This is a genomic window from Candidatus Dadabacteria bacterium, from assembly GCA_026706695.1.
GTDB lineage: Bacteria > Desulfobacterota_D > UBA1144 > Nemesobacterales > Nemesobacteraceae > Nemesobacter.
The window spans coordinates 1-26163 of the sequence record JAPOYE010000077.1 but is presented as its reverse complement, the minus strand read 5'-3'; the positions used below and the strand labels follow the sequence as shown (position 1 = coordinate 26163).

Below are 26163 nucleotides of genomic sequence, written 5' to 3'. Positions count from 1 at the left end.
CTTCGTACATCTTCATTTCGGATTACCTCCTTCCTTCTGCGGCCCCGGTACGACTCCGGGGCAAAGTGAAGCTCTCCCAAGTCCCGATGTTGGGCGTACGTACGTGCTTGGGTTCTTAGACACCGTGGAGTCCTGACTCTCCTTACCATAGCGGCTCGCCAGGTTTTGCCTTCAACCCGTACAATAGCCTCGGCACTCCAGACGCTATCTTTTTCGGTGCTCAATCGCCCTGCCCATACGCACCGCTGCCGACGCTTCGCCCGCACCCTCACGGGTGCCCGCGCACGGCTCGCGGCAAGGTGTGGTGGTTAGCCTCTCACCTCCACCGGACTTCCACCGGTTGCCCAGCCATCAGTTTGCTTGGCGCTCGTTGCGGTAGGAATGCGGGTTTCCCCACACCCCCCGCACAGATCCGTACGTGGCGGTTTGATAGATTTACGCTGATGAAAACCGCCGAGCGTTCGGTATCGACTCGCGCCACGCAGACTTCGGTCCCTTTGCAAGCTCCGCTCCGCGCTTCACCCTCGCTCCTCTTGCCAAAGGCCAGTTTCAACTGGATCTTCTGCCGCTCTGCCTGCATGAGCTCGCCGTCCTTACTCCCTTACATCGTTCGGGCCTTCGTCACCTATCGCAACTTTGCCCTTGCGCTTCGCTAATACTTCACCGCCATCAGGTTGTATAGAAGACTCACACTTCCAAGCTACTGTTCGTGCTCGGCACACTAGCTCCAGAATACCTCAGTTGCGAGGTATTCTCCAATCACGGATCGAACCAGTAGACCGTCACCATTGTCTGAGGCTAGAAACCGGTAAACGTCCTCTTGGACAACGACCCATGGTCCCAGCATATCAGACTGTGATGGATCAAACGAGTAGCATTGCCGCATGAACATTCTGGTGCCGACTTCTGCCCATTCTGAGATATCTTCCTCAAATCTGGCGCGTTGCTCTCTGGAAAAACTCCGCAACGGAACACAACGTATGTAGTCCGGTTCGCTAAATATTGATACGGGACAGTCAAGTTCATACAGCGCGTGACAACGCGCATTCTTGAGCACTACGTTTTCCACTCTCTCCAACTCGGGCATGAAAACAGTCTCGGTCTCCCCGAAAAGTGTTCTTGTCGCTATTTTTGATTTGTCGATCCTTGCGCGCAGGGCAGGTTGTTCCGTAAACCTTCGGGAATCTCTTGGCGTCTTCTGCTTAGCGGGGTCTGTAGAACCGGAGAGCACCGCCGCCAAGAGCGCGGAGAGGTACTCCTCGTCACGCGAAAAGCTTGCGTTGCATTTCCGGCAGACTTTTACCACAATCAGGTTTTCAGGATAAGGCTTCCTCAGCAAACACTTGGAAGGAACGTGCTCTCTCGTAATTTCTTCTGGGTTAACAACTTCGCGGCAATGTATACAAACATCTTCGGGCAACTGCAGTCGCTCATCTCCACATGATTTGCCGAAGTATCTCATCTCATGTGTTCCTCTCTCCTTGTCAAATTCCCTGTTTTCAGGGGTGATGCACTTAGGAATTCAAGTGGCGACTCAAAAAACTCTCGGCCGGGATGCGTCATATCTTCACACCAGCAATAGAAGCAATCAGCTTGGGGGAACGCCCGGCAATTCCCTGGCTCTGTTTGAAGACTTCTTCGTTGAACCGGCGAAGTTCGCTGTCCTGCGGAAATTCTATAAGACCCCCTTGCCCTTCTCCGTAGGCAACGGCCACATCGTGCGCCAAGGGAAGCCACATCGCGATAAAAGCCCTGGGTGCTTCTTCGAAACGCTCGGGAAACACCCGCACAACGGGATTGCTTCCGATAACGAAGCTCTTGTTCTTCCTGCGTATCAAGACAAAAGCAAGACTCTTGTTTCGAAGATAGAACAGTACCCTGTCTCTCGGTTCCGTTACGCTGGCGACGAGACTTTCCGTATTGACTCTTTTTCTGAACTCAGAAAGCTCTCTGGGGGAAAGATCCCGAATCTCGGGGTCTTCAGACGACACTCTCTCCAATGTGTGATCAAGAACATGGTCATAAGTGTCCGGCACGCGCGCCCACTGAAAATAGACGTAGCGGTCCAGAACAGATCTCTCAGGCGAAGTCAGAACCGGCTCCTTTACGTCCCGAACCGCGGTTATTATTCCGTCAAACACAGGCGCAACTTCTCTCTCAAGCTCAGCGAACAGATCTTCCGCCGAATCATCCATGTTCCCTTCCGCGTCGCGAATCACATACAGATCACGCTCCCAGTAAATCCCCTCCGGAGTTCCTACAAAAACACGTTTTTCCTTGGAGCGTCTCTCAAAGGAATAAAGCTTCCCGTCTTTGTCCGTGAAATTTTTCAGCAGCATCCTAGGCACGAAATGGTTTCTTCGTTTCTTCTTTCCTCTTGCCACCGCGGAGGTGTCACCCATTCGCGATTCCTCCCCCATCCTCTTTATTCACTGTCCCTTTCATTTCATCAAAACTTCTGCGATTGACTCAGGTTGTTGCGTATAATCAGCCCTGTAATACTGTTCAAAGTATGCATTTCCGAAGAAACTTCAAGATGTTTTGAGGAAAACAAGCCACGCACGCAAAATTCACTACGGAGAACGATCTGGAAACCCTGACCTTGGGAACTGAGAATTGAAATCTGAAAAATCAGATGGTACCGTCTCTGCTCCACAACATGAAAATTCAATCCTGATTGCCGTGCTATACAGCCCAACCACTCATCACGGCTTCTGCGAACAGTTACGATTATTAAGACACAGAAGAGAAAAAATCCTCCCAACAATCAATTTTTTGATATGACTGAGGAAGACAAACAAAAAGAAATTCTTTCGATCCTCGGGCGTTTGTGGAAGCTTTGGCGATCGCTTGAAAGCCTTATTAGTCAGGAATTGAAATATAGAAGCGAGGTGCGCGAGGACCGAGACAACTGGGACCGCATATGCAGTTCTTCTGATGTTATAAACGATACCCTCCAAGCAATAGGAAGTTACGTGAAGTCCGATTACCCGGATGAAGATGTAGGGCTGCGATATCTTTATGTCTACGGACTCCTTCAGGCGTTATATCTGCAGCAAGACGCGGTGGAGTGCCTGTTTAAAACCCTTCGCAAATGCTATCCCAAAAACCGGAAATTCTCCTACAAACAGAGCACTGATCTAAAAGGGATAAGACAGCTCAGAAACGAAACCACGGGCCACCCTACGGAAACCCACAATGGAGTCTTCACATATATAAACCGTGGTTCTCTTTCTAAATGGCACTTTCAAAAACTTCGTTCCTCCAAGGCAGGCGGCAATGAATTTTCTTCCGTTGATCTGTTTTCCATGGTGAAAAAGCAAGCACTCTCGATAGAAAGCGACTTGCGGACTCTTGTGGAAAAAATCAAGGAGATAGAAAAAATGGAGATTATATAGATGACTAGACAGAAAAAAGGAGTGGAACAACGTAGAATGATCTGTTATGTGGCAACACACAACGACAGCGGGAAACACTACGTAGGTATTACTAAGCGTGGTTTGAAGGTTCGCAGAAGTCAGCATGAGAGAGATGCAATGAGTGGACGTGGCCGAGTGTATTTCCACGAAGCACTTAGAGTATACGGTAAAGACGCGTTCACATGGGAAGTTGTCGCCGAAGGCAAAGAAGAGGTAATCAGGTTGTTGGAAACCGCCCTGATTGCTGCATTGGATACTGCTAGCTTAGGAGGATTTAATTCAACAGGTTTATACGCAGAGGCCCCGCTCAGGGACTTGGGATATGAAAAATTCGCTGAAGAAATGGATGCTAAAACAAGAGAACTGGATATGCTGAATGACTTAAATTCGATTGTTGATTATTGCGAGAAACATTCTCATATGAGCAGTCATTTACAGGATATAAGAGAGCTTGGAACGCGGTTAGTCAAATGCGTGGATAAATTCAACGATGTCTAGGGGTAGTTTACTGTGAAGGATATCGAAAAATGAATGCGCAACAAATGAACACGACTGGCCAAGCAAGGGAATCTATGATCGAAGCTATAAATTGCAGATAGTTCATGGAAGGCCGCTGCTTAATACAGCGCAGAAATCGCACGAAAAACCATGTAACCAATACAAACCAGAGCAAGGAAAAAAGGAAGCGCCATTTCCAAGTGAGTCAGATCAATCTGACAGCTTTTTTTCTCACTCAATATCTTCCGTTCCATTTCAAAAGCGGCGATTGGAATATCTTTTTCCATTTCAGAGACTACAGCGAATTTTGCCTTGGCCAACCTGCGAAAATATTTGATAGTCAGAAACCATATTGTCGATATCAGGAAAATCAGCGTAGCGGGATAAAGAAGCGGCATGTCGTTGTGAACAACTCCAACCGCTGTAACGATTGCCGCGATCATGCCCAGATACACAACTGACGCCTGCTGTCGACGGTTCTCATTAGCTGTAATGGTAGAAACGAAAACCTTGTAAATTTCAAGCTTTCGGTCAACATCACTCATTGTGATACAACTCCCATATCCCACCGAGGATACTTTTCTTGTTCCAACCAACAATATTTCGAGCGGCTCCACCCACTACCGAAGACTTTCGCTGCTGCCCCCAAGGATTGACTCCCAGAATCGGCTTTGATTTCAGCTTCGCGCCCCGAATCTCCTTTTCAATCCAATGACTGTAGCTGGCGTACATGCCCAGTGGGATAACAACCACGTGACTTCTTTCAATCCTTCTGTAAATAGCCTCCCTCAAAGCCTTGGCGTTAGCCGGTTTGTGAATAGGGTTGTCCCTCGGCACCGAGAAATTGAGGAACGTTAAGGACGCCTGACCAAATCGCCATTTTCCTTGGAATATCCATCTACGCAACGTTTCGTAGTGATCTGAATAGGACCAAGAGTGACTTATGAAAACATGTATTCTATGTTTGCTCATTGTTTGTCTTAATTTCAGTATGAGTCATTTTACAACGCATGCATGATCTTTGTTCAAGTTTACGGCGCAGGGCAGAAAAAGCAGACCCTCTCTCTTCGGAAACCCTTGCGCATAGATTGTAGAAGTGTGCCCCAGAATTCTATATATCTATGGCAGGAGTCTCCAGAACCCAGTAGAGCAGAGCACCCAAGACAGTCCGAATATCCCTTCCAAGTCTGCCGATTTTATCTATTGGTATGGAAAAAGACACAGCAGAAGAATTATCGACCGGGAACATCTTTAAGTCTTCAATACAGATAGGAGGAAATACCGATAATTTGTCCAAGTAACTCATTAGCTTGGATTTGTTTTCATCCATCGTCTCCAGGGCCGCAATGAATTCACTATTACCGGGCATGTTAGTAAGCACTCCAATCCTTGATACGGAAAAGGATATATGGATTCTGTAGTCGTCTTTCGCAATGTTTAAATTTTTAATGCAGACACTGGGATTTTTCAACAGAATCATCAGTTCCGTGCCTTTAGCAATTTCTGCCTTTACACGCTCTACCTGCTGGGTGGATTTTACCTGCTCATAAGCTTGATTCATTTCCATTTTACCTCCTGTCATTTTCCATGATTCCGATCTCTTTGGAAACAGATTCCTCCAACTCCCCGTCATAACAAATTTAATCCAGGGATCAAACATGTCCATCAAGAATGTTTGATCCCCGAAAAGCTCAAATCAGCGACACCGACCCTAAACACCGTTATTGCAATTTGGGGTTTGAATTTACCGTGGTTTGGAATTGAAATTCCAAACCATCTCTTCTTTAGGTTTACGCGGATGTTTAAAAATGAGCTTTTCAAGCTCTTTAGTTTGTTTATTGAATATTAGCGTTGCTTTAAAGAACACACAATCTCCTTTCGGATTTCTTTTTGTCAGACTGTAAATGTAGGTGAAAACTTCACCTTCCGTGCTATTTTCTCTATGGCTTGGAGAACCTAAAACGCTGATTGCTTCGGTAGATGTGGGAATATAAGACCTAAAGCTAATAGGCTTAATACTGCCGAATCCGTTTCCATCATTTCCTGTTGAATTCATTATTTCCTCCAATATTTCAGCAGTCAGGTACCTAGTAAAATTTTTCGGGAAAATTACCTCGTGCAGCTTGCCCGATTTCATTTTCATGCCGAGAACAATATCAAAGTTTTTACTTTTTGTTCTTACGCACTTTTTATTGAAAGTATAATTCCATAGTTCTGAGTCTTGAGATTGTGAGACTTTCTCGTCAGGTGGGGAATGCATCATAAGCCAAGAAACATCTTTTGCCTGCAGTTTTGGATTTTTAAACACAAAAGCAATTTTTAGTTCAAAATTCTTCTCAAAACTCTCAAAGCCATTGAACTGATTTGCTGTTCTCCAGAGCCGCCAATGAGAACAACCACTTAAGATAACGCATACGAAAACGAGAATAAATCCACAACGAAGAGCCGCAACATATTTGACCTGCCGAGACTTGATGGAATTATTCCCCACCCTATCTTTTTTCTCTATTCGCTTCATCTTCCTCATTCTCAACCCAACATATTGTGTATAATAGAGTTCATAACACTATTCAAAGTGTGCACTGGAGAAAAAATTTCAAGGGGCCGTGAGATAAAATGCCATTTATTTTTACGATTTTCCCAACTTATTGATCCGGTTCCGAGCAAGGGAATTGTCATTGCAGAAAGAACAGGCTAAAACACGAAAATTTTCAAGGATCCATCTGAACTGGAAGATGCACTGACACGTATATACGACCAACCTGGAGAAAACTATCTCTCTGGCGTCCGTAGCGGACTATTTCAAACAGGAGGCAAAAATCCATGAGACTTCATACGACAATCTATAAATCCCTATTGGTTTTTTTCGTTATCCTGACGGCTTTTGCCGTCCTCGCAGTAGGAGCAGAAACGATACAGGCCCAAGACACGAAACCCACTGAATCTGTCAAAACGGAAAAGCCTGAGAAATCCAGAGTAAATCCGGAGACTTGCAAGGATTCTATAATTCACACAGGAATAGCGGAACTAGTACTGCTGATAATAGTGCTTCTTGTTTTGCCACTTAACTCCAGATGCAAGAGCACCAAAGAAAATGTCAGAGGTTTGGGGCTGCCCAGCGGTTCGATACGAGGCATGGTGGCTCTTGTTATCATAGGATCCATGATCAATTTTCTCCTTTTTGGTCATCACTGCTTAGAAAAAGAAGAATTCGACTCGGTGCTCGACACTTTCACTACTCTCAGCGTCGCTGTTGTAGCCTTCTACTTTGCTAACCGGTCTAGCATTCAGAAACCCCCAACAGATCCTGCCAACAGCGGCAATACGCAAGGCATCTCGGGAAAAACAGACAAAACTTGAATATAGATAAAGCGAAAATTGACCTGATAGAGTTCCCTTGGTATACGCAGCCCACGTCAAGTTTGGATCCTTCTTGGCTTTACAATGCAAGTAATGCTCTAAAGGTATATGTGCTGTCAGTCCATTTCGATACCTCTTCCATATTTCCTTGATCAGTTCTCCAAGTGTTTTCCGTTCCTAGATCACGGCAAGACACGCGTATGGAATCAAGGATTCTCCACCGATGCTCTCAACTGGATCGGCTGGGGAGATGGCGCGGATCATCCCGTGGTCACATAACTTTGGACGCGGTGGGGTCCATCCAAGTATTTCACGGCTTAGTGGGAACCACTGCCCTTTTCGTAGAGTCGCTTTTCAGTCTGCAGGTACTTCCCTAGTAGCTCCTTAGCCTCAAGACAATCTTCTTCGTTGCTCTCGTTCAAAGCTACCTCAAGCAGCATTTTTTGTATTTGATTCAGTTGTTTCCTTGTTGGGGGTGGGAGGTTTTTGAAATCATCGGGGCTGACATTCATCCAGCTGCAGAAAATTTCAAAAGGGATGGATTCTCTCCGTCCTCTGTATGCTTCAAGCAGAGCAAGAAGATCGCGCTCCACCTGTTCTTTCATTTTTTTACACCTGATCTCGAAGATCTCCTCAATAGAGAGTTTTTATTGTCGTCTTCCATCATCTTCACCTTAGAATCGCCATCTCTTCCTGCGCTTCTCGGTTTCCCTAGATTCTATTTGATTGAGGTAAGAATACCAAGAGCACCTTAATCGAGTGCATATTACTCTAGCAAAATGGTGACTATCTCACCAGTTTTAATGTCTCTCTCATATCAGCATCTCACATCAACTCTCTTTTCCAAGGATAAGATTCGTATGTCATGATACCATTTGAATTCTGGCCAGATTTTTCGCTACTGAAAATTCCGCCACACCGCACCACTCCTCAACTGAAAACCCCGCTCCCTCACCATCAAAAGGGCAATGAAAAAAGCGGGCAACCTTTGTGAGGGAGCCCGCTTCATTCAAGCTTTGTTAGCTTTTATTTTGGTTTTGTTCTTATTTCGCGAATTGGTCGATGTAAACCATCAGCCTTGTCTGAAATGCCCAGATCGTGTCCTCGGCTGTGGCAGTGACACCATTAGCAGCTGCGTGAGCCTCCTGCAGATCCTTAAGACCGTCTCCGGCAAGCACCATGCTTCCGATGAAGTCAAGGTTTACGCCCGGATGAAGCGTCCAGGAAAGCGTTCCTTCAATCTCGGTTCCGAGATACTCATCAACTTCAGTAGCTGGAAGACCTGAACCAAAGGCTCCACTGTCAAAAGCGGAAGTTGCATTCGTCTCATCATTCCAGGCTATAAGAACCTGAGGGGTAAATCCGAGATTATCGGAAAGCTGCATGTTCGCATACAGCTTGGCATAAATCGCGTTTATTACGCTTCCCTCTATGTTGTAAATAGTCGGAATGACATGCTTGAAGAGGAGGTTGTCTACGTTATAGGCTGGGCTGAACGGAAGGGCATTACCTTCAATTTCCGGAGTACCACCGTCATCACCCTGTGCCCAACCGGCTTCAAGACCTATCGTGCTTACCTGTGCCATCATTGAGGGCATAAGCTCTAGGCGGGCAGCCATATCGAAGGCATATTCAAAGTCCCAAGATGTCCCTGAAAGATCAGCTACACCAGGTATATTGCCAAGTTCAAGCTCCCCTCCTCCAAACATCTGTACCTCGTATGTGAAGCTCCAACTGGCTGCCTTAAGAACAAGAAGACCGGAGTAAAGCGAAGTGCGGTCTACATCCCAGTTATGACCCAATGCCCCATCAAATGCATCGCTGAAGATATTTTGCTGGTGCAGGTACGGGAATCCGTAAGCACCTATGGTCACGTTTACATCTCCCATCTGCTGGTTGTAAATACCCGCTGCGGCAAGTATGTCGTAACCTGAACCGCTTCCATTATCCCCGCCAAACAAAGTGTTACCGTTGTTGAATACGTCAGACACGAGAACTAAGGTGAAGGTTCCGGCTCCGGCCGGGAATGACTTCAGCCAGAGAGCCCTGTCAACCACGAAACCAAGGTCTGAATGAGGATCGTGTCCGCCGTTTGCGAGAATTCCAAGACCCCAGTCAAAAGGCTGGCGTCCTATCCTCACGAAACCTAGATTGTTTGGAAGAACTATGTCGGCGTGAAGCATGCGCACGGTAAAAAACCCGTAATCATCATCTATCGCCTTAGGCCCCGTCAGGATAGCACCGTTAAAACGGTCGCTCGGCCTGAGGTCAGACAGCACAACGCTGTCATCTTCAAGAAGAGTACCACCAAAGAAGTGGCTGGTCGCTCCGCCCCATATCATGTTGCTTGCCACGTCAACTTGGGCACGCACGGTAACCGCGTCACTCAATCCCAGTTGCGGGGTAATTCTGAGCGTCGTATCAACAACACTAATCCTCTCATCATTTAACAAAGTGGCGTTGTCAATGACGCGCGCTCTCGTCCTCAGGTAACTCGGAAATCCGCCTAGCGACCAGTCAATCGCGAATGACGGAACCGACATGCCGAGAACGGCAAAAAATATTATAAGCCATCTGGCTTGAATCATCTCTCCTTACCTCCTGTAAATTTATGTTTCCATAATAAGCGTTAAGGGACGTAAAAACCCGAATCCCTCAAGGCAAAATCAAACTAACTCCAAGTTTACTACAAAAACAATCCAACTTCAAGCATTTTTTCCCTTAACGGAAAATCACACTTCTCCTTAATACTCCCTTAACACTAAACCAGAAGCGCGTTCATGTCAAGAGGAAATTTCCCCGTCGCTCCGCAGCGCAAAACCCAAAACCGCGCGGAAACGAAGCGCGCACGCAACCGACCGACCCGCCCCGCTCACCCCCGCCCGAAAAGCCTGAGCGTGACGAAGGGTACGAGGCTCAGAACCGGGGAGAGGTAAAGCTGCGTTGAGGCGCTTTTCCGAAGAGGCTCCTTCATTTCCATTATCCCCCGGTAAAGAGAGGCCGGGTCCCCGACAACACTTGAAAGCGCCTCGCAGACAAAATACACGTTCCCAGGACTGAGGATAAACACGAGCAGGTTAAACACGCAGAACACAATAAGCCCCTTCGCCACTAAGCTCGCCGTCCGGCCCCACACAAGCGAGTTAATCGCCTTTCTCGTCAGGTTTCCCCCGTAGTACCCGGCGAGTATCCCCCCGAGCACCACCGTCATCATGAGGCTTATCCCGCACCCGAAAAGAAAGACAAGGCACTTCCCGAAAAGATCCGCCGTCCCCCCGAAGGCCGGGATCACCTCCTCCCACACTCCCCACCCGAGCGGAAGAAGAAGCCCCAGGAACGCCCCCTCCCAGAAACCGCTCCTGAAACCCACCATGAAAAAAGTGAGCATTCCCCTCATCGTGAGGAAATCAGAAGGTATGTCCTGCCCCGTGCGCTCTATTATGTGGTACTGCTGTATCTCCGATATCGCGTCTATGATGTTGCGGGGAGACGCGTGGGGCGAAGGCGACACGTGAACGAAACCTCCCCGCCCCTCGCTCACAGGCCTTCTCCTTCATACACAGGGCGGGAAAGGCCGGACATTCTCCCGCTCCCGCAAGCCGCCGGATTCCCCGTCCCCGATAAATTTTTTGAAAAAGTTATAGACATTTTCTCTTGATTGTAATACATTGTATTTCAGATATCAAAAAATGGACAGAAAAAGAATAAAGATGCCGGCAGGAAAAACAAGGAGAAAAGCCTCTTGATCGGACTTCGCGCAAGGAAACCGAGGGACATCCCCGCGCCCGCGGGGTGCGCCATAGGGGAGGGCACGGCGCTTGACGCGCAGGCCGAGGCGAAACCCGCGCCGATAACGATTCCCGACGCAGACCGCGAGGGTCACGTATTCACCATGGGCGCCACGCGAAGCGGAAAGACCCGCCTCGCCGAAGCCATGATAGAGCAGGACATAAAGGCCGGGCGAAGCGTCCTCTGGATAGACCCCAAGGGGGATAACGCCATCTTCTCGAAGATAGTGACCGTGGCGAGGGAAGCCGGAAGGGAGGACGATCTTATTTTCTTCTCCCCCGTGCATCCCCGCTACTCGGTCAGGATGGATCCCCTGTCGCACTACTTCATGCCCGAGGAGATCGTCAACCACGTGGTCTCGGGGGTGCGGGTCCGCGAGGAGTTCTACTTCAACATAGCCTACGAGGTGACGCTCGTGGTGGTGCAGGGACTCATCCTGATCGCGAAATCCCTCGGGGAGAGGCCCGTATTCACGTTCAGGAAAATAAAGGAGAACATGGGCTACAGGGAGCTTGAGGGTCTCCGCGCCCAGATAGCCGAGATAGAGGGGCCCGAGGCCGAGGAGCTCCTCACGAACCTCGACCAGATACTATCCTCGCCGCAGGACTACTTCTCAAAGGTTTCCTCGAGCCTCCGCACCGTGATAACGTCGCTTTCCTCGGGCTCCGTGGGAGAGATCATCGGAAAGGACACCGCGAACCGCTTCGTCGAGCGTCTCGAGGCGGGAGAGAGGGTGATACTCGTCGTTCAGACGGGCTCCCTTCTCACCAGGAAAACGGCCCACATAATGGCGCGCGTTCTGCTCTCGATGGTGCAGAGCTTCGTCGGCAGGGTTCTTGCGTCTCACCGCAGGATCGACCCTCCCCTCGCCGTTTACGCCGACGAGGCGTCAAACGTCCTTTACTTCGGGATAGACGATCTTTTCAACAAGGCGGGAGGGGCCGGGGTGTGGCTGCACATGCTGACCCAGAGCCGCCAGGACCTCGTGGCCGAGCTCGGCCCGGCGTACGCGGGAAAAATCCTCGACAACACGAACACCAAGGTCGTTTTCCGCGTAAACGACCCCGACACGGCCGCGTGGGCGTCCCGCCTCGCGGGGACGAGAAAAAGGTTCTCCCCGATAATGAGCCTCGGCGGGGGCCTAAGCGTCCAGGAAATGGAGGAGAACAGGGTGCCGCCCGAGAGCTTCATGAGGCTTCCGAGAAGGGAGTTTTTCGCCTTCACCTTCGACGGCATATACAGGGGCAGGACGCTTGACGTGGCGCCGTGCGAGGAAATACGGTTCCCGGAGATAAAAAGCTGATGAGAAAGAAAAGGAGAGCGGAAATGAAATACCTACCGCAGGTGGCGGTGAGCTGGGAGGCGGCGGTCCTTTTTTCGCTTCTCTGCACGGCGCTCGGCGCCGCGCTTTTCGCGCTCGCGACGAGAAGAAAAAGGGACGACGGTTCCCGCGAAGTGAAGTTTACGACGAAAGAGGGAAAAGAACGCGCCCGGGCACGGGGGGAACCCCGCACCATAGAGACCCTCGCCGAGAGCCTCTGGCTCCGGAGCGACGCGGATATCCCGGTGCTCTCGGATTCCCGGGCCGCATTCGCTCCTTCCTTCACCCACCCTCTTACCCGCACTTTCTGGGAAGAGGAGATAGAACCCCACAGCCGTCTCTTTGAGCATCGCGGGGAACTCGCACTAATAGAAAGAATACTCCTTGAGCTTGACCGCCACGGCCTCTGCTCGAGCGTCGTCGCGGGGGACGGAAAAAGCGCCTTCGCCCCGACGGCGAAAAGGTTCTCGCGGGTAACACTGCTTGACCATTCGCTCCGCGTCGCGCGGCGCATGGGGGAAATACACGACTCCACACACACGGAAAGGCTCCTTTACGGAAAGCACATGATAGCCGCCCTCGCCCATGACGTCGGAAAAATGGGGCACCTGCGCCCCGGCGGGGACGGGCGCTACGTAAAGGACGACCACGCGGCGGCGTCCGCGCGAGCGCTCGGCGCGTGGGCCACCGAATGCGGGGGAGAGGACGCGGCGCTTGCGCTTCGCTCCGTAATCGACGCCGTCCGGAACCATCACAGGGCGACAAGCGGCCCCGACCCGCTGCTCAGGTGTCTCAAAAAGGCGGATACAGCGGCGCGGGAGGAGGAATTCTCGGGCGAAAGAAAGAACCCTCGCATGCACGTAAGCGCGGACGAAGTGGACACAGAGCCTCCCGAGTGGCTCATACGCGACATCCCCCGGATACTCAACGACCACGTCGGGCCCGCGATAAACGTGGAGGCGCTCGAAAAAAAACCCTTCGCCCGCGCCATCTCCTCGACAAACGGAGTCGTCTACGTCTGTCCCCACTACCTCTTTGACGGCGTGCGGGAGCACATGGAAAAAGAGAACGTAGCGGACATGAGGTTCTTTGATTCCTCAAGGGCCGCGGAGCTTCGCGCGAAGCTTCTCGTCACAAACTCCCTTAAGTCCCGCGGCTGGGTGGGGGAAGGCGTGGGCGAGAGGTACTACGCCTCGTTCTGGAACTACGCCTACGAGGGAAAGAAGGTCACCAGGGGCGGATTCTGGATACCGGTTTTCGCGGAGGCCTTCGGTGCGGGGCTCTCGGAACTCGAGAAAAGAAAGGGCGCGCGGCTTCGCCGGATAACTTCGGTTTCGCCGTGTCTTGCGCGGGGGAAGAAGAAATGAATAAACTCAAGCGGCGGTATGTGTCTTTGGATAAGCCAAAAACATACTTAACAGGAGAATAAGCCATGAAAAACAAAAACTGTGAAAAAACCGTCGCGGTGGTTATCGCGAAAAACGCGTACCGGCAGCTTGAGGCGGAGAGCCGGAAGAGAAGACTGTCGCCGGGAGAGTATCTCGAGATGCTGATAGAGATGGACTACATATGCAACAACGGGGGAGAGGAACCCGAAGAGGGCGCGGTGTCCATCTCCGGGAAACACTACTCCCTGCTTAGCGAAAACGCGGAGAGGGAGGGCCGCACCCCGGAGGAAATCGCGGAGATGATAATAGACCTGAGCGCGGAAATGCTCCCCGAGAGACCCATTTCGAAGCGGTGGTTCCGCTCGGTCGTCGACGTATGGGGCGCCGAGGACCCGGGGGGGCGAGGCGTCCCGGTAGGGGCGGGAAACGGCGGGAGGGCGCACTCCCGCCTTAAGTGACGTAACATGAAAAAAGACATGTGCCGCATTCTCACGCACGCAAGCAATCTCAAAGGAGGATAACCATATGAGAACATCCGCAGGAATTTCCGCCCCCGCGGCGGCAGCCCTTTTTCTCGCGGCCCTAGCCCTCGCGCTCCTCTGCCCGGAGTGGGCGCTCGGGGGAACCACGGGCACGGAGTTCCAGGGCATATACACCAAGGTGAAGGGATGGTCGACCGGCTATCTCGGGCGGCTGCTCGCGCTCTGCACTTTCATAGTGGGGCTCGGGGCGTCCATCATGCGCCAGACTCTTTTCCCGGCGCTCATGGGAATAGGGGTGGCTCTGGTGGTCTCTCTCGGCCCGGCGCTCATAGAGGGAATAGCCACGGGGACGTTCTAGATGAGAACGAGAATCCCCAGGTACATAGACGACCCTCCCCAGATATTCTGGTGGGAGATTGACGAGGTGGCACTTTTCAGCGGAGCGTTCGTAATCGGGGCCCTGGGGGGCCAGACGCTCGGAGGGCTGCTCGCGGGCCTAGTCCTCTCCTGGCTGCTCGAGCGGCTTAAGTCCGGGAGGGGAAGCGCCTTTCTTGTTCACCTTGCCTACTGGTACGGCCTCTCGGGGATAAGGCCCGAGAGCCACAGGGAGAGGTTCTTTGAGTGATGCTGATACGTACCTTCCGCGAGAGATGGCTTAACCTCGCCCGGGAAAACGGGCTTCTCCGCTTCGCCGTGGGCGCGCTCTGCGTAACGGTCGTGCTTCAGGGCTGCCACATGAAAAAACTCTCAGAGCGCACGACCGTGCACGTCCACGTGCCCGAGTACATGCAAAAGGGCTTTACGATCAGCGCGGCGGGGACGGCTTCCCTCACCTACACAGAGCAGTGGGCGCTGAGCCTCCTTCCCTTCGTGGCGTCCTTCACCGCGGAAACCGTGGATTTTAACGTAAGGCAGTTCCTGCTCTACGTCCACCCCGAGAGCTACGACCCCATTTCGGGATTCCTGCTTGAAAAATCAAAGGAGATAAAAACAAGCGGGGTCGCCCAGGCGTTTTTCCCGAAAACAGTGGCCGTCGAGGAGGAAGGGGCGGTCGTGGCGGTGAGCGGACGGCGCACCAGAGTGGTCGGAAACGTGGTGACCGACCAGAGGGAGGTTGTCTACAGGGTCCGTTTCGAGCTCGGGGCTCTAAACCGCCCGCTCGTAACCGAACTTATCGAAAACGAAGGGGGGCAAGGCACAGGTGAACACTGATCTCCGCTTGCGCGTCCTCACGGTCTTCGCCGCGGCGTTCTTTGCACTCAACACCGCCGCGGCCGCCCTCACGATAGATCTCGGCGAAACCCGCGAGGAAGAACCGATATCGCTCGGCATATCGCGCACCGACGCAAACAGGATCGAACTTCCCGAAACCATAATAAACGCCTTTAGCTCAAGCGGGTCGATTGACGTAAAGATAATCGGCCGCTCGGCACTTGTGAGAACCGAAGACCCGGCGGAACTCATAATCCTGACTGAAAAAAGAAGGCTGACCCTGCTGCTCTCGCCCGAGGAGGGACCTTCGCGAACCGTCATAATGAGGGACGGGGACGCGCCCTCCCAAGACCCGGCCAAGGAAGCGACGGGAGCCGCGGAACCCCTTCCCTACGAAAGAGCCATAACGGACCTCGTTGTCTCCCTCGCCTCGGAGGACCCCCCGGCCGAGGAAATTTCAGGAAAGGAGCAAAGGCTCTCCGGTTCGCTTCTCCTCGCACACCGCGCGGAGATGGCGTCACCCCCTTTTTTCGCCTCGCTCTACGTTGTCAGAAACTCCGGTTCCGAAACCACCGCGCTCACCGAGAGCATGTTCCTTGACGGCCCGGGAACCGTGGCCGTCGGCATGGAGCGCAGCGAACTTGCGCCGGGGGAGTCCGGAAGGGTTTTCGTGGTCACGAAAAAGGAGCCTCGGCGATGATCGGGAAGATCCGGAAAATCTACGCCGAAAGAAAACGCCAGACGCTTGCCGCGGCAGCCGTGCTGTCCGGGCTTGCCGTCGTAGCCCTCTTCCTTCTGCTGCTCGGCGGGGAGGACAAGGGGCTGCTGGGCGAGAAAAAGCCGCGGGGAAGCATAAAGATCCTGCGTGGGGTGGACCTCGCCCGGGAGAAATGGCGCATAGAGGGGGAAAAGCGTCTCGGGATGATAGAGACCGAGCAGAGAGAGATAAAAAAGAACCTGGAGGCCATCTCAGAAGCGCTTGGAGAGCTTGAGAAAGAACCTTCCGAACCATATCCCTACCCACCTCCGCCGACCGGAGATGTGACCTCACCCGAAACGGGCTTCCCTCCCGCTTCGCCCCTGCCGGGTGCGGCAGTCCCGCCGCCCGAGCCCCCGAAGACGCAAAGCCCGATACGGGTTTTCTCCCCCCTCGGGGGCGCCCCGGCCGAGGGGCCGGCCACGGAGCCCGCCCTGCTTAACTGGATTCCCTCAGGAAGCTTCGTTGCTGGGGTGCTACTAAGCGGCCTTGACGCCCCCACAGCAACCGCCGCCGCGCGGAACCCCCACCCAGTGCTGATACATCTTGCGGAACCTTCCCGCCTGCCCGGACTGCGGCGTATGGACATAGCACGCTGCCACGTTACGGGAGCGGGCTACGGACAGCTTGCAAGCGAGAGGGCGTACGTAAGGCTTGAGAGGATAGCCTGCGTGCTTCGCTCGGGGGACGTGATAGACACCAGGATAAAGGGATACGTTGCCGGGGAGGACGGAAAGACGGGGATCCGCGGAAGGCTCGTTTCGAAACAGGGAAAGATGCTTTCGCGCGGAATCCTGGCCGGGTTCGCCTCGGGATTCGGCGGGGCCGTTGAGAGTTCGAATTCGACCGCCGGAGTGGTCGCGGGGGGAACGTTTACCGTGAGTTCAAGGAGTTCAAGGGACCTCGTTAAAACAGGAATCGGCGGGGGAGCCGGGGAAGCCGGAAGGCTTCTTGCCGAATATTACCTCGAGCTTGCCGAGGAGGTGTTTCCGGTAATAGAGATAGACGCGGGACGCCGGGTGGACGTGATCATAACCGAGGGAACGGAGCTCGTTCCGAGAAAAACCGCTTACGCCGGGAGGGAAAAAGAGGGATGAGAAAATTCGCCCTGGCTTCTCTGCTTCTCTCCACGCTTCTTTTGGCCTGCGCAGGCGGATCGTCGCGCTACGGCTGCCCGGCTGAATCGGGCTACTCGTGCAAAAGCGTCTCGGAGGTTTACGCCGAGGCGGCTTCGGGCCGAAAAAGCGGGGAGCAGCCCTTCCTTAAATCTCTTAAGAACGAAAAAAGCGCGCGTGCGGCCGAGGAGAGAAGGTTTCTTAAAGGCGAAATCTTCCGCGCGGGAAAAAATCCGCGCAGGCGGGCGGGAGGCAGAAAAGTCACGCAGCCCGAAAAAGCGATGCCCGTCTATGTTCCCCCGCGCACGATACGGCTCTTCATAGCCCCGTGGCAGGACGCCCGGGGCGTCTTTCACTCGGGCAAATACGTGTACGTGATCTCGGGCAGGGGGCGGTGGATGATCGGGGGAAAGACGGTTCCGCTGGGCGAATCCCGGGAAGGTTACCCACGGGAAATACGGCTTCTTGGAGCGGAGGGGGCTCCCTGATGGGCGTGTCGAGGGACCGACTGCAGGATCTTGCCGCGAGGGATTCGCTTTCCCTGTATCTTCCCTATGTGGCATGGGAGGACGGGATGTACGTACTGGCGGACATGTCGTGCGGCTTCGTGTGGGAGATAAACCCTCTTCTTTTCGCCGGGGAGGACACGAAAAGGATCCTGGGCGGAATGCTCGGGGACCGCGTGCTTCCGCCCGGGACGTCGGTTAAGTTCCATGTGTTCGCCTCCGAAGTCATATCCCCGTTTTTCCCCGAGGAGGGGGAGGTGCAGGGCAAAATCTGCCGGGAGATCGCAGCCGAGAGAAAACGGCTTTACACCCTCGGTATGCGGGAGAGGGTCGGGGTTCCCGCGAGGGATTTCCGCTTTCTGGTGTCGATCAGGATTCCCCCCGACTCCGCAAAGAAGGACGCGGAGACGGCGTGGGAGAAGCACACGGAGGGCGCCCGCAAGCTCGGGGCTAACGTGGCCGGGGTCCTGAGCTCAGCGCAGCTCTACCCCCGCGACCTCCCCCCGGCGCAGTTAATCCTCATTCTCCGCGAGGCGCTTAACCCCGACGGGCGCTGGTACGACGACTCTTACTACCTCGGGCGCCCGGGAGGCGGCCCTTATGACCCGGACAGGGAGATAAGAAGCCAGATAATAGACCGCGAGACGGCAATAGAGGTGCGGGCGGGAGAGATTTCGCTCGGGGACGCGCGCCTTAGGGGATACTCCCCCGCATCCATGCCCGAGCACTTCTCCCTTGATGAGTTCCATGAGCTGCTGGGAGACCCGCTGCGGGGGCTCTCGCAGGTGCCCGCGTACTTTTTCCTTCAGGCTGGGTTCGTAATCCCGGAGAGAAAAAAAGCCTCGGAAGTGAAGACCAAGGCAGTCATGGTGAAGCAGCAGAGCTTCGGGCTCGTGACGAGATTCATACCGAGGCTCAGGAGAAAGGCCGAGAACTTCGATTTTCTGGTTAACGCACTTGAGGACGAGGGGCTGGTCACGGGGTCGCTAAGCCTCTTTCTCCGGACCGGAAGCGGAGAGGAGGCGGAGAGGGTAAAGGAGATGGCGACGGGAATATGGAGAGCGCGGAACTTCGATCTTCGCGAGGAGAAATACATAGTGCTCCCCCTTCTGCTCGAAAGCCTCCCGCTAGGCGGGGAGCCCGCCCTCGCGAGGCTTCTTCGGCGGAACTCGACCATGCAGAGCTCCGCGGGGGCCTCCATCGTTCCCGTGATGTCAGACTGGAAGGGGAGCGGCTCCGGGCCGCTTACCTTCATATCGAGGAGAGGGCAGATAATGAAGCTTGATCTTTTCAGCTCGGCTTCCAACTACAACTGCGCGGTGTTCGCGCAGTCGGGCTCGGGAAAGTCCTTTCTTACCTCGGACATGATCACCGGGTATCTCTCCCAGGGGGCGCGGGTGTTCGTGATAGACATAGGACGCTCCTACGAAAAGCTCTGCGGCCTTGTGGACGGGGAGTTCGTGGTGTTTGACGAGAAAAGCGGGATCTCGCTTAACCCCTTCTCCCGCATAACGGACATAGACGAGGACATGGAGCTGCTTAAGCCCCTTTTCGCCCAGATGGCCTCTCCCTCCGAGAAAATAGGGGACCTCGGGAAATCTCTTCTCGAGGAAGCGATAAAGAAAGCCTGGGAGCGGCGCGGTCCCGAGGCGCGGATAGACGACGTTGTGGAGGCGCTCTCGGGAATCTCCGACCCGCAGCGGCGGTCGGAGGACCTCGCCCACATGCTCTACGCCTACTCCTCCCGCGGGCAGTACGGGCGGTTTTTCGAGGGGCCGTCAAACCTCTCGTTTGAGAGGGACCTAAACGTGCTCGAGCTTGAGGAGCTCAAGTCAAAGCCCGAGCTTCAGACCGTCGTGGTGCTCATGATCATCTGGCACATAGAAAGGGAGATGTACCTCGGGAGCCGCGAGCGGCGAAAGCTCGCGATAATAGACGAGGCGTGGGACCTTCTCGGCGGGGGATTCTCGGGCGAGTTCATAGCGCACGGCTACCGCAGGGCTAGGAAGTATAACGGCGCCTTCGTCTCCGTAACCCAGAGCCTGCTTGACTTCTACAGGGCGGGAGACCTCGGGGAGTCGGTGCTTGAGAACTCGGCCTGGATGTTCATGCTCCGCCAGAAGGGGGAAAGCGTCGAGGAGATAAAAAGGGGAGGGAAGCTTCTTCTCGGGGACTACTTCGGGGAGCTCGTCTCGACGCTCTCAACGCGCCCCGGGGAGTTCTCCGAGGTGTTCATATACAACAGCGAGCGAGGCATGGGCCTCGGGCGGCTGGTTGTGGATCCTTTTTCCTACTGGACCTACACCACTAACCCGGACGATGTCTCCCTTCTAAACGGCTTCATCTCTGAGGGAATGGAAGTGCACGAGGCGATAGAGCGGTGCGTCGATATCTCGAGGGGGAAGAAATGAGAAAAACTAGGGTTTCGGTTCCGCTGGCCGTGCTTGCGATCCTGGTCGTGCTCGGGGTTTTCTCCTGCGCCGATGTCAAGGGGGATGAAAAGGTGGTTTTCATAGACCTTGAGGCAGTGATCTCGGAGGAGAAAAAAAGGATATTCTCGAGGGTGCTTCGCGGGGAGCTCTCGCGCGAGGAGGCAGAGGAGCGGGTCGGGCGGTTTTTCATACGCTTCGGGGAGGTTCTTGCCGATTATGAAAAAGAGGGGTATCTCGTGCTTGACGCGAAGTCGGTCCTCGGGGGCGGGCGCGACATAACCGGTGAGATACTCGAGGAGATTTCCATTCGGGGAGAGGAAAATGAGTGAGTTTTTGCGTGTCTGCCTTGGAGCGCGCGCGGCCGCCTCGGTTCTCCTGGTCCTTGCTTTGCTCGCGGGAGCATATCTCTCGGGGCTTCGTCTTTCATTTAACCTATCGGGGTCGCTTCCCCACCGGGCGTTTCTCACGGTGCGGGGCGGGGAGATTTCCTGCGGGCCCCGAAGCATAGGGCTTTTTCGCCTTAACGTCCGCAACCCCTACTGGGATTACGGGGCGGTTTTCGCAAAGAGGTTCGTCGGCTGCCCGGGCGATACGCTTCGCACGCAAGGAAGAGAGTTCTACTTAAACGGCGAGAGAGTGGCCGTCGCGAGCGGGCATGATTCAAACGGAGTGGTCGTCTCAAGCTTCCGGTTTGACGGGGTGATCCCCGCCGGCAGCTACTTCGTTCTGGGAGAAGGAGAGAGAAGCTATGACTCAAGATACTGGGGGTTCGTCAGAAAATCATGGATAGTCGGGCGTGGGTTTCCCTTGTTCTAGCCTCGGTTTTTCTTATCCAGTTCTCCCCGGCACTGGGCCGGGCCTTGGAGAAAGATCTCGGGGTTCACGGAAAACTTTACGAGATTAAGGAAGAGGACATGCTTTCCTATGTCAGGAGAAAGGCGGGGGAAATCGACATGCGGGAGCTTCGGGAAAGCATGGAGAGAAAACTCGAGGAATCCTACGCGCGGCACTTTTTGGTTTCTCTTAAGGTCCCTTCAGCCACGGAAGAGCGGGTGCGTTACGTCGACCCCTCGGTGAAAGTACGGAATCCGCTCTACGACCATACGGGGAAAATGATTTTCCCCGCAGGCATCGTAAACCCGCTTGATCACGTACCGCTTTCAAAAAGCATCCTGGTGCTTAGAGAGGATCAGGTGAAAAGAGCTCTCGAGAAAACGGACAAAAGAGGTGAAAAACTAATTCTGCTGCTCACCGACGGTGATATCCGAAGAGCTTCCTCGCTTGCGAGCCTGCCAGTATACAAGGCAAGTCCTTTCGTGCTCAAAAAACTTCAGGTTGAAAAAGTGCCATCGCTTGTAACGCAAGAGGGAAAAAAATTCAGAGTGCGGGAGATGGTCCTGAAATAGTTGCGAAAAAAGCGCAAGTTCAAATATTAATCTCGCAATCTCATAAGTGTAAGAGTATTAAGCAAAACCCATGCTATGGACGTTCGCGCCAAGTTGAATTGTCCGCAAGTTCCTGGGCATGCCCTTTCTGCTCTTCCAGATCTTTAACCGCAGCATCAGGCAGAATTATATCTGCATGATAGGGATTGTCTGGCCGTGGGCTAGATATAACCTTCCTCGCGTTAGCCCTTGCTTTTTCAGCTTTAATCACCGCCCAGCCGTAAAAAGTCCGGTTTCCACCGCGGGCGGCTGCTACTTTTTCGCCATTAGCAACAAGTACGTCTTGCGACGGAGCAACATCGAGTCGGTCGACCGAAATGGCCTTTTCCCCTTCCTTTTCTAAAAAGGCGTTGATTTGGTTTCTGTTATGTTTGCGCTATGTTTGCGCGCGTATTTGGCGTGCCCGCTTGATAATACAATACGTCCAAGATTTTCTTTACCTGGAATGTCGAAAGGAACAACCAAGGTCTTATCACCAGAACCTACAGTTTCAGTTCGGCTAGGGCTTCCCGTATAAAACCATCGGGAAGCGCATTTGCTCTGGAATAATGAGCGCGGCGACGATTACCATCTATGTTGACCAAACATAGAGTCCCCCCGGCTGAATCACACAACAGAATGATCGAACTTCCTTTCCCGTTGAAAATATCAATGGCAATTTCGCCGTCTTGCGTAGGATACACTCCATAGCGACCAGGTGAAATCTCGTAAAGATTTTTAATCAGCTGTTCAGAATTTGCCATCGCTATACGGGATGGAACAGGGAATCCCTCTTCGCGCGCCTCATCAGCAACTTCCTGAAGGTCGGCAAGGACAGCGTTTAGCTCAGCGGAGGTGAAAGGCTTGTCGGATACATATTGTTCTTCCTGGATTTCCTCATTTATTTCACGAAGCCCGGCATGCGCAACTTCCGCCTGATCAACGGAAGCGGCAATCGGTCTATCGAACATGTCTTCAAAAGATGATATCCATCCTCCATGCGTTTTGTCCGTTGGTCCGTGTTCAATATCAATTGGTCCATGTTTAATAAGGGGAGCTTGGTTCAGTTCAGTAAGAAGAACGATTCGATGATTGCGGGCACTTGGTTCGTCATATGTTCCCGGCATAAGCGATTTCCATGTAGCCACGTTCTCAGCAGGGCCTTGAAAACTTTCGGTTACATTAGTCCTGAGAATGTTCTTTGTTTTCAAAAAGATATCCTCAGCGGGAGCGATGGCACGAGCATCAAACTGGCGATGCACGGTCAATGAATAAACAACTCTGCTCTTGGCCAGGTTCAAGTAATTTTCACCCAATTTGTGATCAACCGAGGAACCTCGCCCGCTTGGAAAATCGGATGAAGCATCAAACAGAAAGATTGGATGGATTTCTGTTTCTTTTGTATGTAGCGGCATGGTTATGAAACCCTGGATTCGAATTCTTTGGTAAGCAGGCAGAAATCTGATATGTCCTTGTTGCAGGAATCAAGAATAGACACTAACTTGCTGACTCTCATCTGCTGGTTTGTTTCATCCGATATATCCCTGTGAATGTTTGCATTAAACACCACTGCGGGAACTTCTTTAGCATCTTTTTCTTTGATGAAATTCTCCGCTATGTCCAATGTTATGGTTTTATCCTCGTATCCATATACTGCTTTTACCTGGAAACTTGGCGCGGCTTCCCGAAAATTCATCCATCCGCCTTTCTTAATCAAGAGATCTGAAACCGTTTCTGATGCCTGTTTCTGATAAGTTCTGTAACCATGCAAATTTATACCAACGGCGGTATACGGCACATGCGGGACCGTTCTAAGGTAACGTTTCGCTATATCCGCACAGACAATATCCTCTTCTTTCAGCGGGACAGTGAATTGCTCAAAAAGTATCCGATTCAATTCGGCTATGACCTTGAAGCCGTTCTCGAAAGTTATTTGGGAAACCGCAGGAGTCATAACTGGCGGCATGTTTTTTTCCAGGGTCCAGTCCTTCGGCACAATTCCATTGTGATACAGAAAGTCTTGATTAAGGATTGTCGGATTGTTGGAATTTGCAACTATAACAACAGAAATCCCCGACAACCTCACATCCCCGTTATTTCCGTTTGCGGACGTCATGGACCCTTCGGCTCCACTGCCTGTTTCCCCTTAACCCGCGAGATCTTGCTCCATCTAAATGGTAATATAATTCCATAATTCCTCAAAAAAAAGAAAGGCAAGAAAAGAATGCTACACCTTGGCACGCCTATTTATACCTATCCGCTGTCCCTGGGTCAAGCGCAAGGACACCAGGACTATACGCTTACAAAGAGGGGTCACAGCTTTTTTTGTGGGAATTCCAAGACAGGGGTAAAAGAATGATCCCTGACGAAATTAGCAAATCCGTCTCTTTTTCTTTATCATATTCCAAGAAGGCAAGGTCACAGTTCTTATATTTCCCTTCGTAGAATCCTTTAACGTCATGATCTTCTGTAATTCTGCGAACTTCAGACTTCCTGACCTCTGGCAGACGAAATGAACCATCACCAGTGTCCTAATTAACGATGACGGATATTGCAAAACTGCCCGCATACGACCTTTTGGCTTTGTACGCCCGCATCATGAATGAGCTTCGCAACAGGGGCATCACGCGAAGCGCATGCAGCCCGGTCGGCGATTTGGCAGAATATCTTTTCTGCCGAGCATTCAATTGGGAGCAGGCCGGAAACTCGAAATCTAATCTGGACGCAGTTGACTCGGAAGGTACCAGGTACCAGATCAAGGGGCGGCGGTTAACACAGCATAATACATCCCGACAGCTATCGGCCATTCGGGACCTCGATGGGAATCACTTCGACATGCTGGCCGGGGTTTTGTTTAGAGAGGACTTCGGTGTTCTGCGAGCGGCACTCGTCCCGCGTGCGGTTGTCGTCGACAACGTAAGATTCCAGCCATGGACCAACAGCCACAGGTTTCTTTTGCGGGATGACGTTTGGGACATGCAGGGCGTGCGGGATGTGACCGAACAGTTGCGAGCGGTCGACCTGCGCTAAGCACCTGTGGAAAATACCGCACAGTAACAACGGTTCAGCAATGTCTCAACTTATGCGTAGCTGGCATCGGTTCTTTCGTATCGGGGATAACATACTTAACTAGCCAAAGTATCCAATTTTCTAACGATTGCCAGAAGTTACAACTCGCTTAAAAAAAGGCAGAAAAACGGGTTTTTTCGGGGTTTACAAAAATAACTGAATTTGTCAGTTCCGGTGTGTTGTAAATCCCTCTAATCACTAGATCGTGATTTTCGGGGATTCGGGGGTAAAGTCGAAAGAGTGCGAAGGCGGATTATCTCCCCCCCCCCCCAGTTTTTTTTAATTTTTTCTTTGCCAGAGTCTCTGGGTTCAGGATGGTCGGCAAAGGTCGCCTCTACGATCTCATCCATGGTAACTGGGATGGGTTCTATAAGTTCGTCTTTTTCTGGCATGACTGATATATATGGATTACTCGACTTTTGACTTCGATAATCTTTATTGCTTAAATATCAAGGACTCTTGAAACTCTTTCTGGGTGCCATTTGTCACCATCAAGCGATGGGACATTTCTGGCTTCAATAAAACCTTCTTGATGTAGATACTTCACATGATCGGAAATTTCTTCATCAGAAAAACCTTCAATTCCCATATTATAAATACCTACAAACCCCACATCACGCCCCTGTTTCTTGGTGATAGACCAAATTTGTTTTAAAAGATCCCTGTTCGTTTCACCCTCCGTAGCAATTTTCTAACAAAATATAGATTACCCTGTTCTCAAGGGGAAATCACTTCTCATTCTATATCTTTAATCTCCTTGCTTGCTACCGTGCTTCTTCTTTGCTCGGGAAAGTATTTCCTTTCCTCGCATTAAACCCTTCAAGCTTTTGTTAACAGTCGGTCCCTCTAGCTTGTCGAAAAAATTCTTTACATCTATGTAGTCCTTATAGCTTGTTTCTATAGGAATACAAGACTCATCAAAAGCCACATCAATCAGAGAGACTCCTTTTGTTCTGTAATCCAAAAGTGCCGCATAAGCAATTCTGTGCTTATAATCGAAACCTGACAATGCGGTTTCGTATCTGTCAGATTGGAGATTGCTGAAGGCGTGCTCTATGTCTCCTAGTTCACATGGCAGTGAGAGACTCCGCCTTGCTGTTTTTCCTCCTTTCGTTGAGTCTTTATAGAACCCTTCTTCAGATTTTCTTTGGCATGGGTTCTCCAAGTCTACCAGTACCCTTATCACCTTCTCCGACACATCAAACAGATAAGTATTCTGGCGTATCATCCCACTTCTCATCGCTTTGACTTTTTTGCCGTTAATACGGGCTTCGGCTGTAGCAAGATATGTACCTCGCATATATCCTTCCATCCAGAGAAGAGTTCGTACTGACCTTCTTTCTTTACAGCCGTTGCGATTCTCCCAAGAGCAATTTTTATCTGACTGTCAG

At 52.1% G+C, this 26163-nt stretch carries 30 protein-coding genes; 17 read left to right on the top strand and 13 right to left on the bottom strand.

Annotated elements, in window-relative coordinates; genetic code table 11:
• Window positions 1–721: 721 nt before the first annotated feature.
• Window positions 722–1462: a hypothetical protein gene (locus OXG10_05765; GenBank protein ID MCY3826870.1), complete on the bottom strand. Its 741-nt coding sequence runs from the start codon at window positions 1460–1462 to the stop codon at window positions 722–724.
• A 97-nt stretch (window positions 1463–1559) separates the two neighbouring features.
• Window positions 1560–2402, bottom strand: a complete 843-nt coding sequence (locus OXG10_05760) for a DUF4238 domain-containing protein (GenBank protein ID MCY3826869.1) — start codon at window positions 2400–2402, stop codon at window positions 1560–1562.
• A gap of 378 nt (window positions 2403–2780) precedes the next feature.
• Here OXG10_05760 and OXG10_05755 point away from each other — a divergent pair, with 378 nt between their 5' ends.
• Both OXG10_05755 and OXG10_05750 read left to right on the top strand, forming a co-directional pair.
• Window positions 2781–3398, top strand: coding sequence for a hypothetical protein (locus tag OXG10_05755; protein ID MCY3826868.1), 618 nt, complete (start codon window positions 2781–2783; stop codon window positions 3396–3398).
• Complete coding sequence (locus OXG10_05750; protein ID MCY3826867.1) at window positions 3399–3917, top strand: GIY-YIG nuclease family protein; 519 nt, start codon at window positions 3399–3401, stop codon at window positions 3915–3917.
• A gap of 119 nt (window positions 3918–4036) precedes the next feature.
• Here OXG10_05750 and OXG10_05745 read toward each other — a convergent pair whose 3' ends face one another.
• The 4 genes from OXG10_05745 to OXG10_05730 all read right to left on the bottom strand — a co-directional run bounded on the left by OXG10_05745 (window position 4037) and on the right by OXG10_05730 (window position 6435).
• On the bottom strand, window positions 4037–4462 hold the full coding sequence (locus tag OXG10_05745; protein ID MCY3826866.1) for a hypothetical protein: 426 nt from the start codon (window positions 4460–4462) through the stop codon (window positions 4037–4039).
• Window positions 4455–4889 (bottom strand): TIR domain-containing protein, encoded by a 435-nt coding sequence (locus OXG10_05740; GenBank protein ID MCY3826865.1) that lies wholly within the window; start codon window positions 4887–4889, stop codon window positions 4455–4457. The genes OXG10_05745 and OXG10_05740 overlap by 8 nt, the downstream gene beginning before the upstream one ends.
• 139 nt (window positions 4890–5028) lie before the next feature.
• Window positions 5029–5583, bottom strand: coding sequence for a hypothetical protein (locus OXG10_05735; GenBank protein MCY3826864.1), 555 nt, complete (start codon window positions 5581–5583; stop codon window positions 5029–5031).
• Between the two features lie 78 nt (window positions 5584–5661).
• Window positions 5662–6435 carry a hypothetical protein gene (locus tag OXG10_05730; protein ID MCY3826863.1) on the bottom strand — a complete coding sequence of 258 codons (774 nt, stop codon included), beginning with the start codon at window positions 6433–6435 and terminating at the stop codon, window positions 5662–5664.
• 305 nt (window positions 6436–6740) lie between these two features.
• Here OXG10_05730 and OXG10_05725 point away from each other — a divergent pair, with 305 nt between their 5' ends.
• Complete coding sequence (locus OXG10_05725) at window positions 6741–7277, top strand: hypothetical protein (GenBank protein ID MCY3826862.1); 537 nt, start codon at window positions 6741–6743, stop codon at window positions 7275–7277.
• Between the two features lie 317 nt (window positions 7278–7594).
• Here the strand turns inward: OXG10_05725 and OXG10_05720 are convergent, their stop codons facing one another.
• The 3 genes from OXG10_05720 to OXG10_05710 form a co-directional block, all read right to left on the bottom strand.
• Window positions 7595–7882 carry a hypothetical protein gene (locus OXG10_05720; GenBank protein MCY3826861.1) on the bottom strand — a complete coding sequence of 96 codons (288 nt, stop codon included), beginning with the start codon at window positions 7880–7882 and terminating at the stop codon, window positions 7595–7597.
• A gap of 438 nt (window positions 7883–8320) precedes the next feature.
• Window positions 8321–9865 (bottom strand): hypothetical protein, encoded by a 1545-nt coding sequence (locus OXG10_05715; protein ID MCY3826860.1) that lies wholly within the window; start codon window positions 9863–9865, stop codon window positions 8321–8323.
• Between the two features lie 284 nt (window positions 9866–10149).
• Window positions 10150–10818, bottom strand: a complete 669-nt coding sequence (locus OXG10_05710; protein ID MCY3826859.1) for a hypothetical protein — start codon at window positions 10816–10818, stop codon at window positions 10150–10152.
• A 201-nt stretch (window positions 10819–11019) separates the two neighbouring features.
• Here OXG10_05710 and OXG10_05705 point away from each other — a divergent pair, with 201 nt between their 5' ends.
• From OXG10_05705 to OXG10_05645, 13 genes are all read left to right on the top strand, one after another.
• On the top strand, window positions 11020–12369 hold the full coding sequence (locus tag OXG10_05705; GenBank protein ID MCY3826858.1) for a TraM recognition domain-containing protein: 1350 nt from the start codon (window positions 11020–11022) through the stop codon (window positions 12367–12369).
• Window positions 12370–12392: 23 nt separating this feature from the next.
• Window positions 12393–13754, top strand: coding sequence for an HD domain-containing protein (locus OXG10_05700; GenBank protein ID MCY3826857.1), 1362 nt, complete (start codon window positions 12393–12395; stop codon window positions 13752–13754).
• A gap of 65 nt (window positions 13755–13819) precedes the next feature.
• Complete coding sequence (locus tag OXG10_05695) at window positions 13820–14233, top strand: hypothetical protein (GenBank protein ID MCY3826856.1); 414 nt, start codon at window positions 13820–13822, stop codon at window positions 14231–14233.
• Between the two features lie 67 nt (window positions 14234–14300).
• Window positions 14301–14615, top strand: coding sequence for a TraA family conjugative transfer protein (gene traA / locus OXG10_05690; protein MCY3826855.1), 315 nt, complete (start codon window positions 14301–14303; stop codon window positions 14613–14615).
• Complete coding sequence (traL, locus tag OXG10_05685) at window positions 14616–14882, top strand: type IV conjugative transfer system protein TraL (GenBank protein MCY3826854.1); 267 nt, start codon at window positions 14616–14618, stop codon at window positions 14880–14882.
• Complete coding sequence (locus tag OXG10_05680) at window positions 14882–15469, top strand: TraE/TraK family type IV conjugative transfer system protein (GenBank protein ID MCY3826853.1); 588 nt, start codon at window positions 14882–14884, stop codon at window positions 15467–15469. The genes traL and OXG10_05680 overlap by 1 nt, the downstream gene beginning before the upstream one ends.
• Window positions 15459–16169, top strand: coding sequence for a type-F conjugative transfer system secretin TraK (locus tag OXG10_05675; protein MCY3826852.1), 711 nt, complete (start codon window positions 15459–15461; stop codon window positions 16167–16169). The genes OXG10_05680 and OXG10_05675 overlap by 11 nt, the downstream gene beginning before the upstream one ends.
• Window positions 16166–17323 carry a TraB/VirB10 family protein gene (locus OXG10_05670; protein ID MCY3826851.1) on the top strand — a complete coding sequence of 386 codons (1158 nt, stop codon included), beginning with the start codon at window positions 16166–16168 and terminating at the stop codon, window positions 17321–17323. Before OXG10_05675 ends, OXG10_05670 begins: the two co-directional genes overlap by 4 nt.
• Window positions 17320–17829: a TraV family lipoprotein gene (locus OXG10_05665; GenBank protein MCY3826850.1), complete on the top strand. Its 510-nt coding sequence runs from the start codon at window positions 17320–17322 to the stop codon at window positions 17827–17829. The genes OXG10_05670 and OXG10_05665 overlap by 4 nt, the downstream gene beginning before the upstream one ends.
• Complete coding sequence (gene traC / locus OXG10_05660) at window positions 17829–20258, top strand: type IV secretion system protein TraC (GenBank protein MCY3826849.1); 2430 nt, start codon at window positions 17829–17831, stop codon at window positions 20256–20258. Before OXG10_05665 ends, traC begins: the two co-directional genes overlap by 1 nt.
• Window positions 20255–20608: a TrbI F-type domain-containing protein gene (locus tag OXG10_05655; protein ID MCY3826848.1), complete on the top strand. Its 354-nt coding sequence runs from the start codon at window positions 20255–20257 to the stop codon at window positions 20606–20608. The genes traC and OXG10_05655 overlap by 4 nt, the downstream gene beginning before the upstream one ends.
• Complete coding sequence (gene lepB, locus OXG10_05650) at window positions 20601–21095, top strand: signal peptidase I (GenBank protein MCY3826847.1); 495 nt, start codon at window positions 20601–20603, stop codon at window positions 21093–21095. Before OXG10_05655 ends, lepB begins: the two co-directional genes overlap by 8 nt.
• Entirely contained in the window at window positions 21062–21685 is a 624-nt protein-coding gene (locus OXG10_05645; GenBank protein MCY3826846.1) for a hypothetical protein, read from the top strand. Before lepB ends, OXG10_05645 begins: the two co-directional genes overlap by 34 nt.
• Before the next feature lie 521 nt (window positions 21686–22206).
• Here the strand turns inward: OXG10_05645 and OXG10_05640 are convergent.
• On the bottom strand, window positions 22207–23118 hold the full coding sequence (locus OXG10_05640) for a hypothetical protein (GenBank protein MCY3826845.1): 912 nt from the start codon (window positions 23116–23118) through the stop codon (window positions 22207–22209).
• Between the two features lie 2 nt (window positions 23119–23120).
• The gene (locus tag OXG10_05635; protein MCY3826844.1) at window positions 23121–23783 is read right to left on the bottom strand and encodes a hypothetical protein; all 663 of its coding nucleotides are present in this window, start codon (window positions 23781–23783) and stop codon (window positions 23121–23123) included.
• Between the two features lie 497 nt (window positions 23784–24280).
• Between OXG10_05635 and OXG10_05630 the strand changes: the two genes are divergently transcribed.
• Window positions 24281–24733 carry a hypothetical protein gene (locus OXG10_05630; GenBank protein ID MCY3826843.1) on the top strand — a complete coding sequence of 151 codons (453 nt, stop codon included), beginning with the start codon at window positions 24281–24283 and terminating at the stop codon, window positions 24731–24733.
• A 481-nt stretch (window positions 24734–25214) separates the two neighbouring features.
• On the opposite strand, the gene OXG10_05625 is transcribed toward OXG10_05630, so the two are convergent.
• Window positions 25215–25385: a hypothetical protein gene (locus OXG10_05625; GenBank protein ID MCY3826842.1), complete on the bottom strand. Its 171-nt coding sequence runs from the start codon at window positions 25383–25385 to the stop codon at window positions 25215–25217.
• 135 nt (window positions 25386–25520) lie between these two features.
• Window positions 25521–25958: a hypothetical protein gene (locus OXG10_05620; protein ID MCY3826841.1), complete on the bottom strand. Its 438-nt coding sequence runs from the start codon at window positions 25956–25958 to the stop codon at window positions 25521–25523.
• Window positions 25959–26163 lie beyond the last annotated feature (205 nt).

What these genes read in the sequence shown, in the direction of transcription:
- OXG10_05655 (MCY3826848.1), top strand. Translation starts at nt 20,255, where the DNA reads ATGAGAAAAACTAGGGTTTCGGTTCCGCTGGCCGTGCTTGCGATCCTG.
- OXG10_05715 (MCY3826860.1), bottom strand. Translation starts at nt 9,865, where the DNA reads ATGATTCAAGCCAGATGGCTTATAATATTTTTTGCCGTTCTCGGCATG.
- OXG10_05745 (MCY3826866.1), bottom strand. Translation starts at nt 4,462, where the DNA reads ATGAGTGATGTTGACCGAAAGCTTGAAATTTACAAGGTTTTCGTTTCT.
- OXG10_05760 (MCY3826869.1), bottom strand. Translation starts at nt 2,402, where the DNA reads ATGGGTGACACCTCCGCGGTGGCAAGAGGAAAGAAGAAACGAAGAAAC.
- OXG10_05730 (MCY3826863.1), bottom strand. Translation starts at nt 6,435, where the DNA reads ATGAAGCGAATAGAGAAAAAAGATAGGGTGGGGAATAATTCCATCAAG.
- OXG10_05755 (MCY3826868.1), top strand. Translation starts at nt 2,781, where the DNA reads ATGACTGAGGAAGACAAACAAAAAGAAATTCTTTCGATCCTCGGGCGT.
- traL (MCY3826854.1), top strand. Translation starts at nt 14,616, where the DNA reads ATGAGAACGAGAATCCCCAGGTACATAGACGACCCTCCCCAGATATTC.
- OXG10_05750 (MCY3826867.1), top strand. Translation starts at nt 3,399, where the DNA reads ATGACTAGACAGAAAAAAGGAGTGGAACAACGTAGAATGATCTGTTAT.
- OXG10_05725 (MCY3826862.1), top strand. Translation starts at nt 6,741, where the DNA reads ATGAGACTTCATACGACAATCTATAAATCCCTATTGGTTTTTTTCGTT.
- OXG10_05645 (MCY3826846.1), top strand. Translation starts at nt 21,062, where the DNA reads ATGGATAGTCGGGCGTGGGTTTCCCTTGTTCTAGCCTCGGTTTTTCTT.
- OXG10_05670 (MCY3826851.1), top strand. Translation starts at nt 16,166, where the DNA reads ATGATCGGGAAGATCCGGAAAATCTACGCCGAAAGAAAACGCCAGACG.
- lepB (MCY3826847.1), top strand. Translation starts at nt 20,601, where the DNA reads ATGAGTGAGTTTTTGCGTGTCTGCCTTGGAGCGCGCGCGGCCGCCTCG.
- OXG10_05740 (MCY3826865.1), bottom strand. Translation starts at nt 4,889, where the DNA reads ATGAGCAAACATAGAATACATGTTTTCATAAGTCACTCTTGGTCCTAT.
- OXG10_05695 (MCY3826856.1), top strand. Translation starts at nt 13,820, where the DNA reads ATGAAAAACAAAAACTGTGAAAAAACCGTCGCGGTGGTTATCGCGAAA.
- OXG10_05665 (MCY3826850.1), top strand. Translation starts at nt 17,320, where the DNA reads ATGAGAAAATTCGCCCTGGCTTCTCTGCTTCTCTCCACGCTTCTTTTG.
- OXG10_05700 (MCY3826857.1), top strand. Translation starts at nt 12,393, where the DNA reads ATGAAATACCTACCGCAGGTGGCGGTGAGCTGGGAGGCGGCGGTCCTT.
- OXG10_05720 (MCY3826861.1), bottom strand. Translation starts at nt 7,882, where the DNA reads ATGAAAGAACAGGTGGAGCGCGATCTTCTTGCTCTGCTTGAAGCATAC.
- OXG10_05680 (MCY3826853.1), top strand. Translation starts at nt 14,882, where the DNA reads ATGCTGATACGTACCTTCCGCGAGAGATGGCTTAACCTCGCCCGGGAA.
- OXG10_05735 (MCY3826864.1), bottom strand. Translation starts at nt 5,583, where the DNA reads ATGGACATGTTTGATCCCTGGATTAAATTTGTTATGACGGGGAGTTGG.
- OXG10_05765 (MCY3826870.1), bottom strand. Translation starts at nt 1,462, where the DNA reads ATGAGATACTTCGGCAAATCATGTGGAGATGAGCGACTGCAGTTGCCC.
- traC (MCY3826849.1), top strand. Translation starts at nt 17,829, where the DNA reads ATGGGCGTGTCGAGGGACCGACTGCAGGATCTTGCCGCGAGGGATTCG.
- traA (MCY3826855.1), top strand. Translation starts at nt 14,301, where the DNA reads ATGAGAACATCCGCAGGAATTTCCGCCCCCGCGGCGGCAGCCCTTTTT.
- OXG10_05640 (MCY3826845.1), bottom strand. Translation starts at nt 23,118, where the DNA reads ATGCCGCTACATACAAAAGAAACAGAAATCCATCCAATCTTTCTGTTT.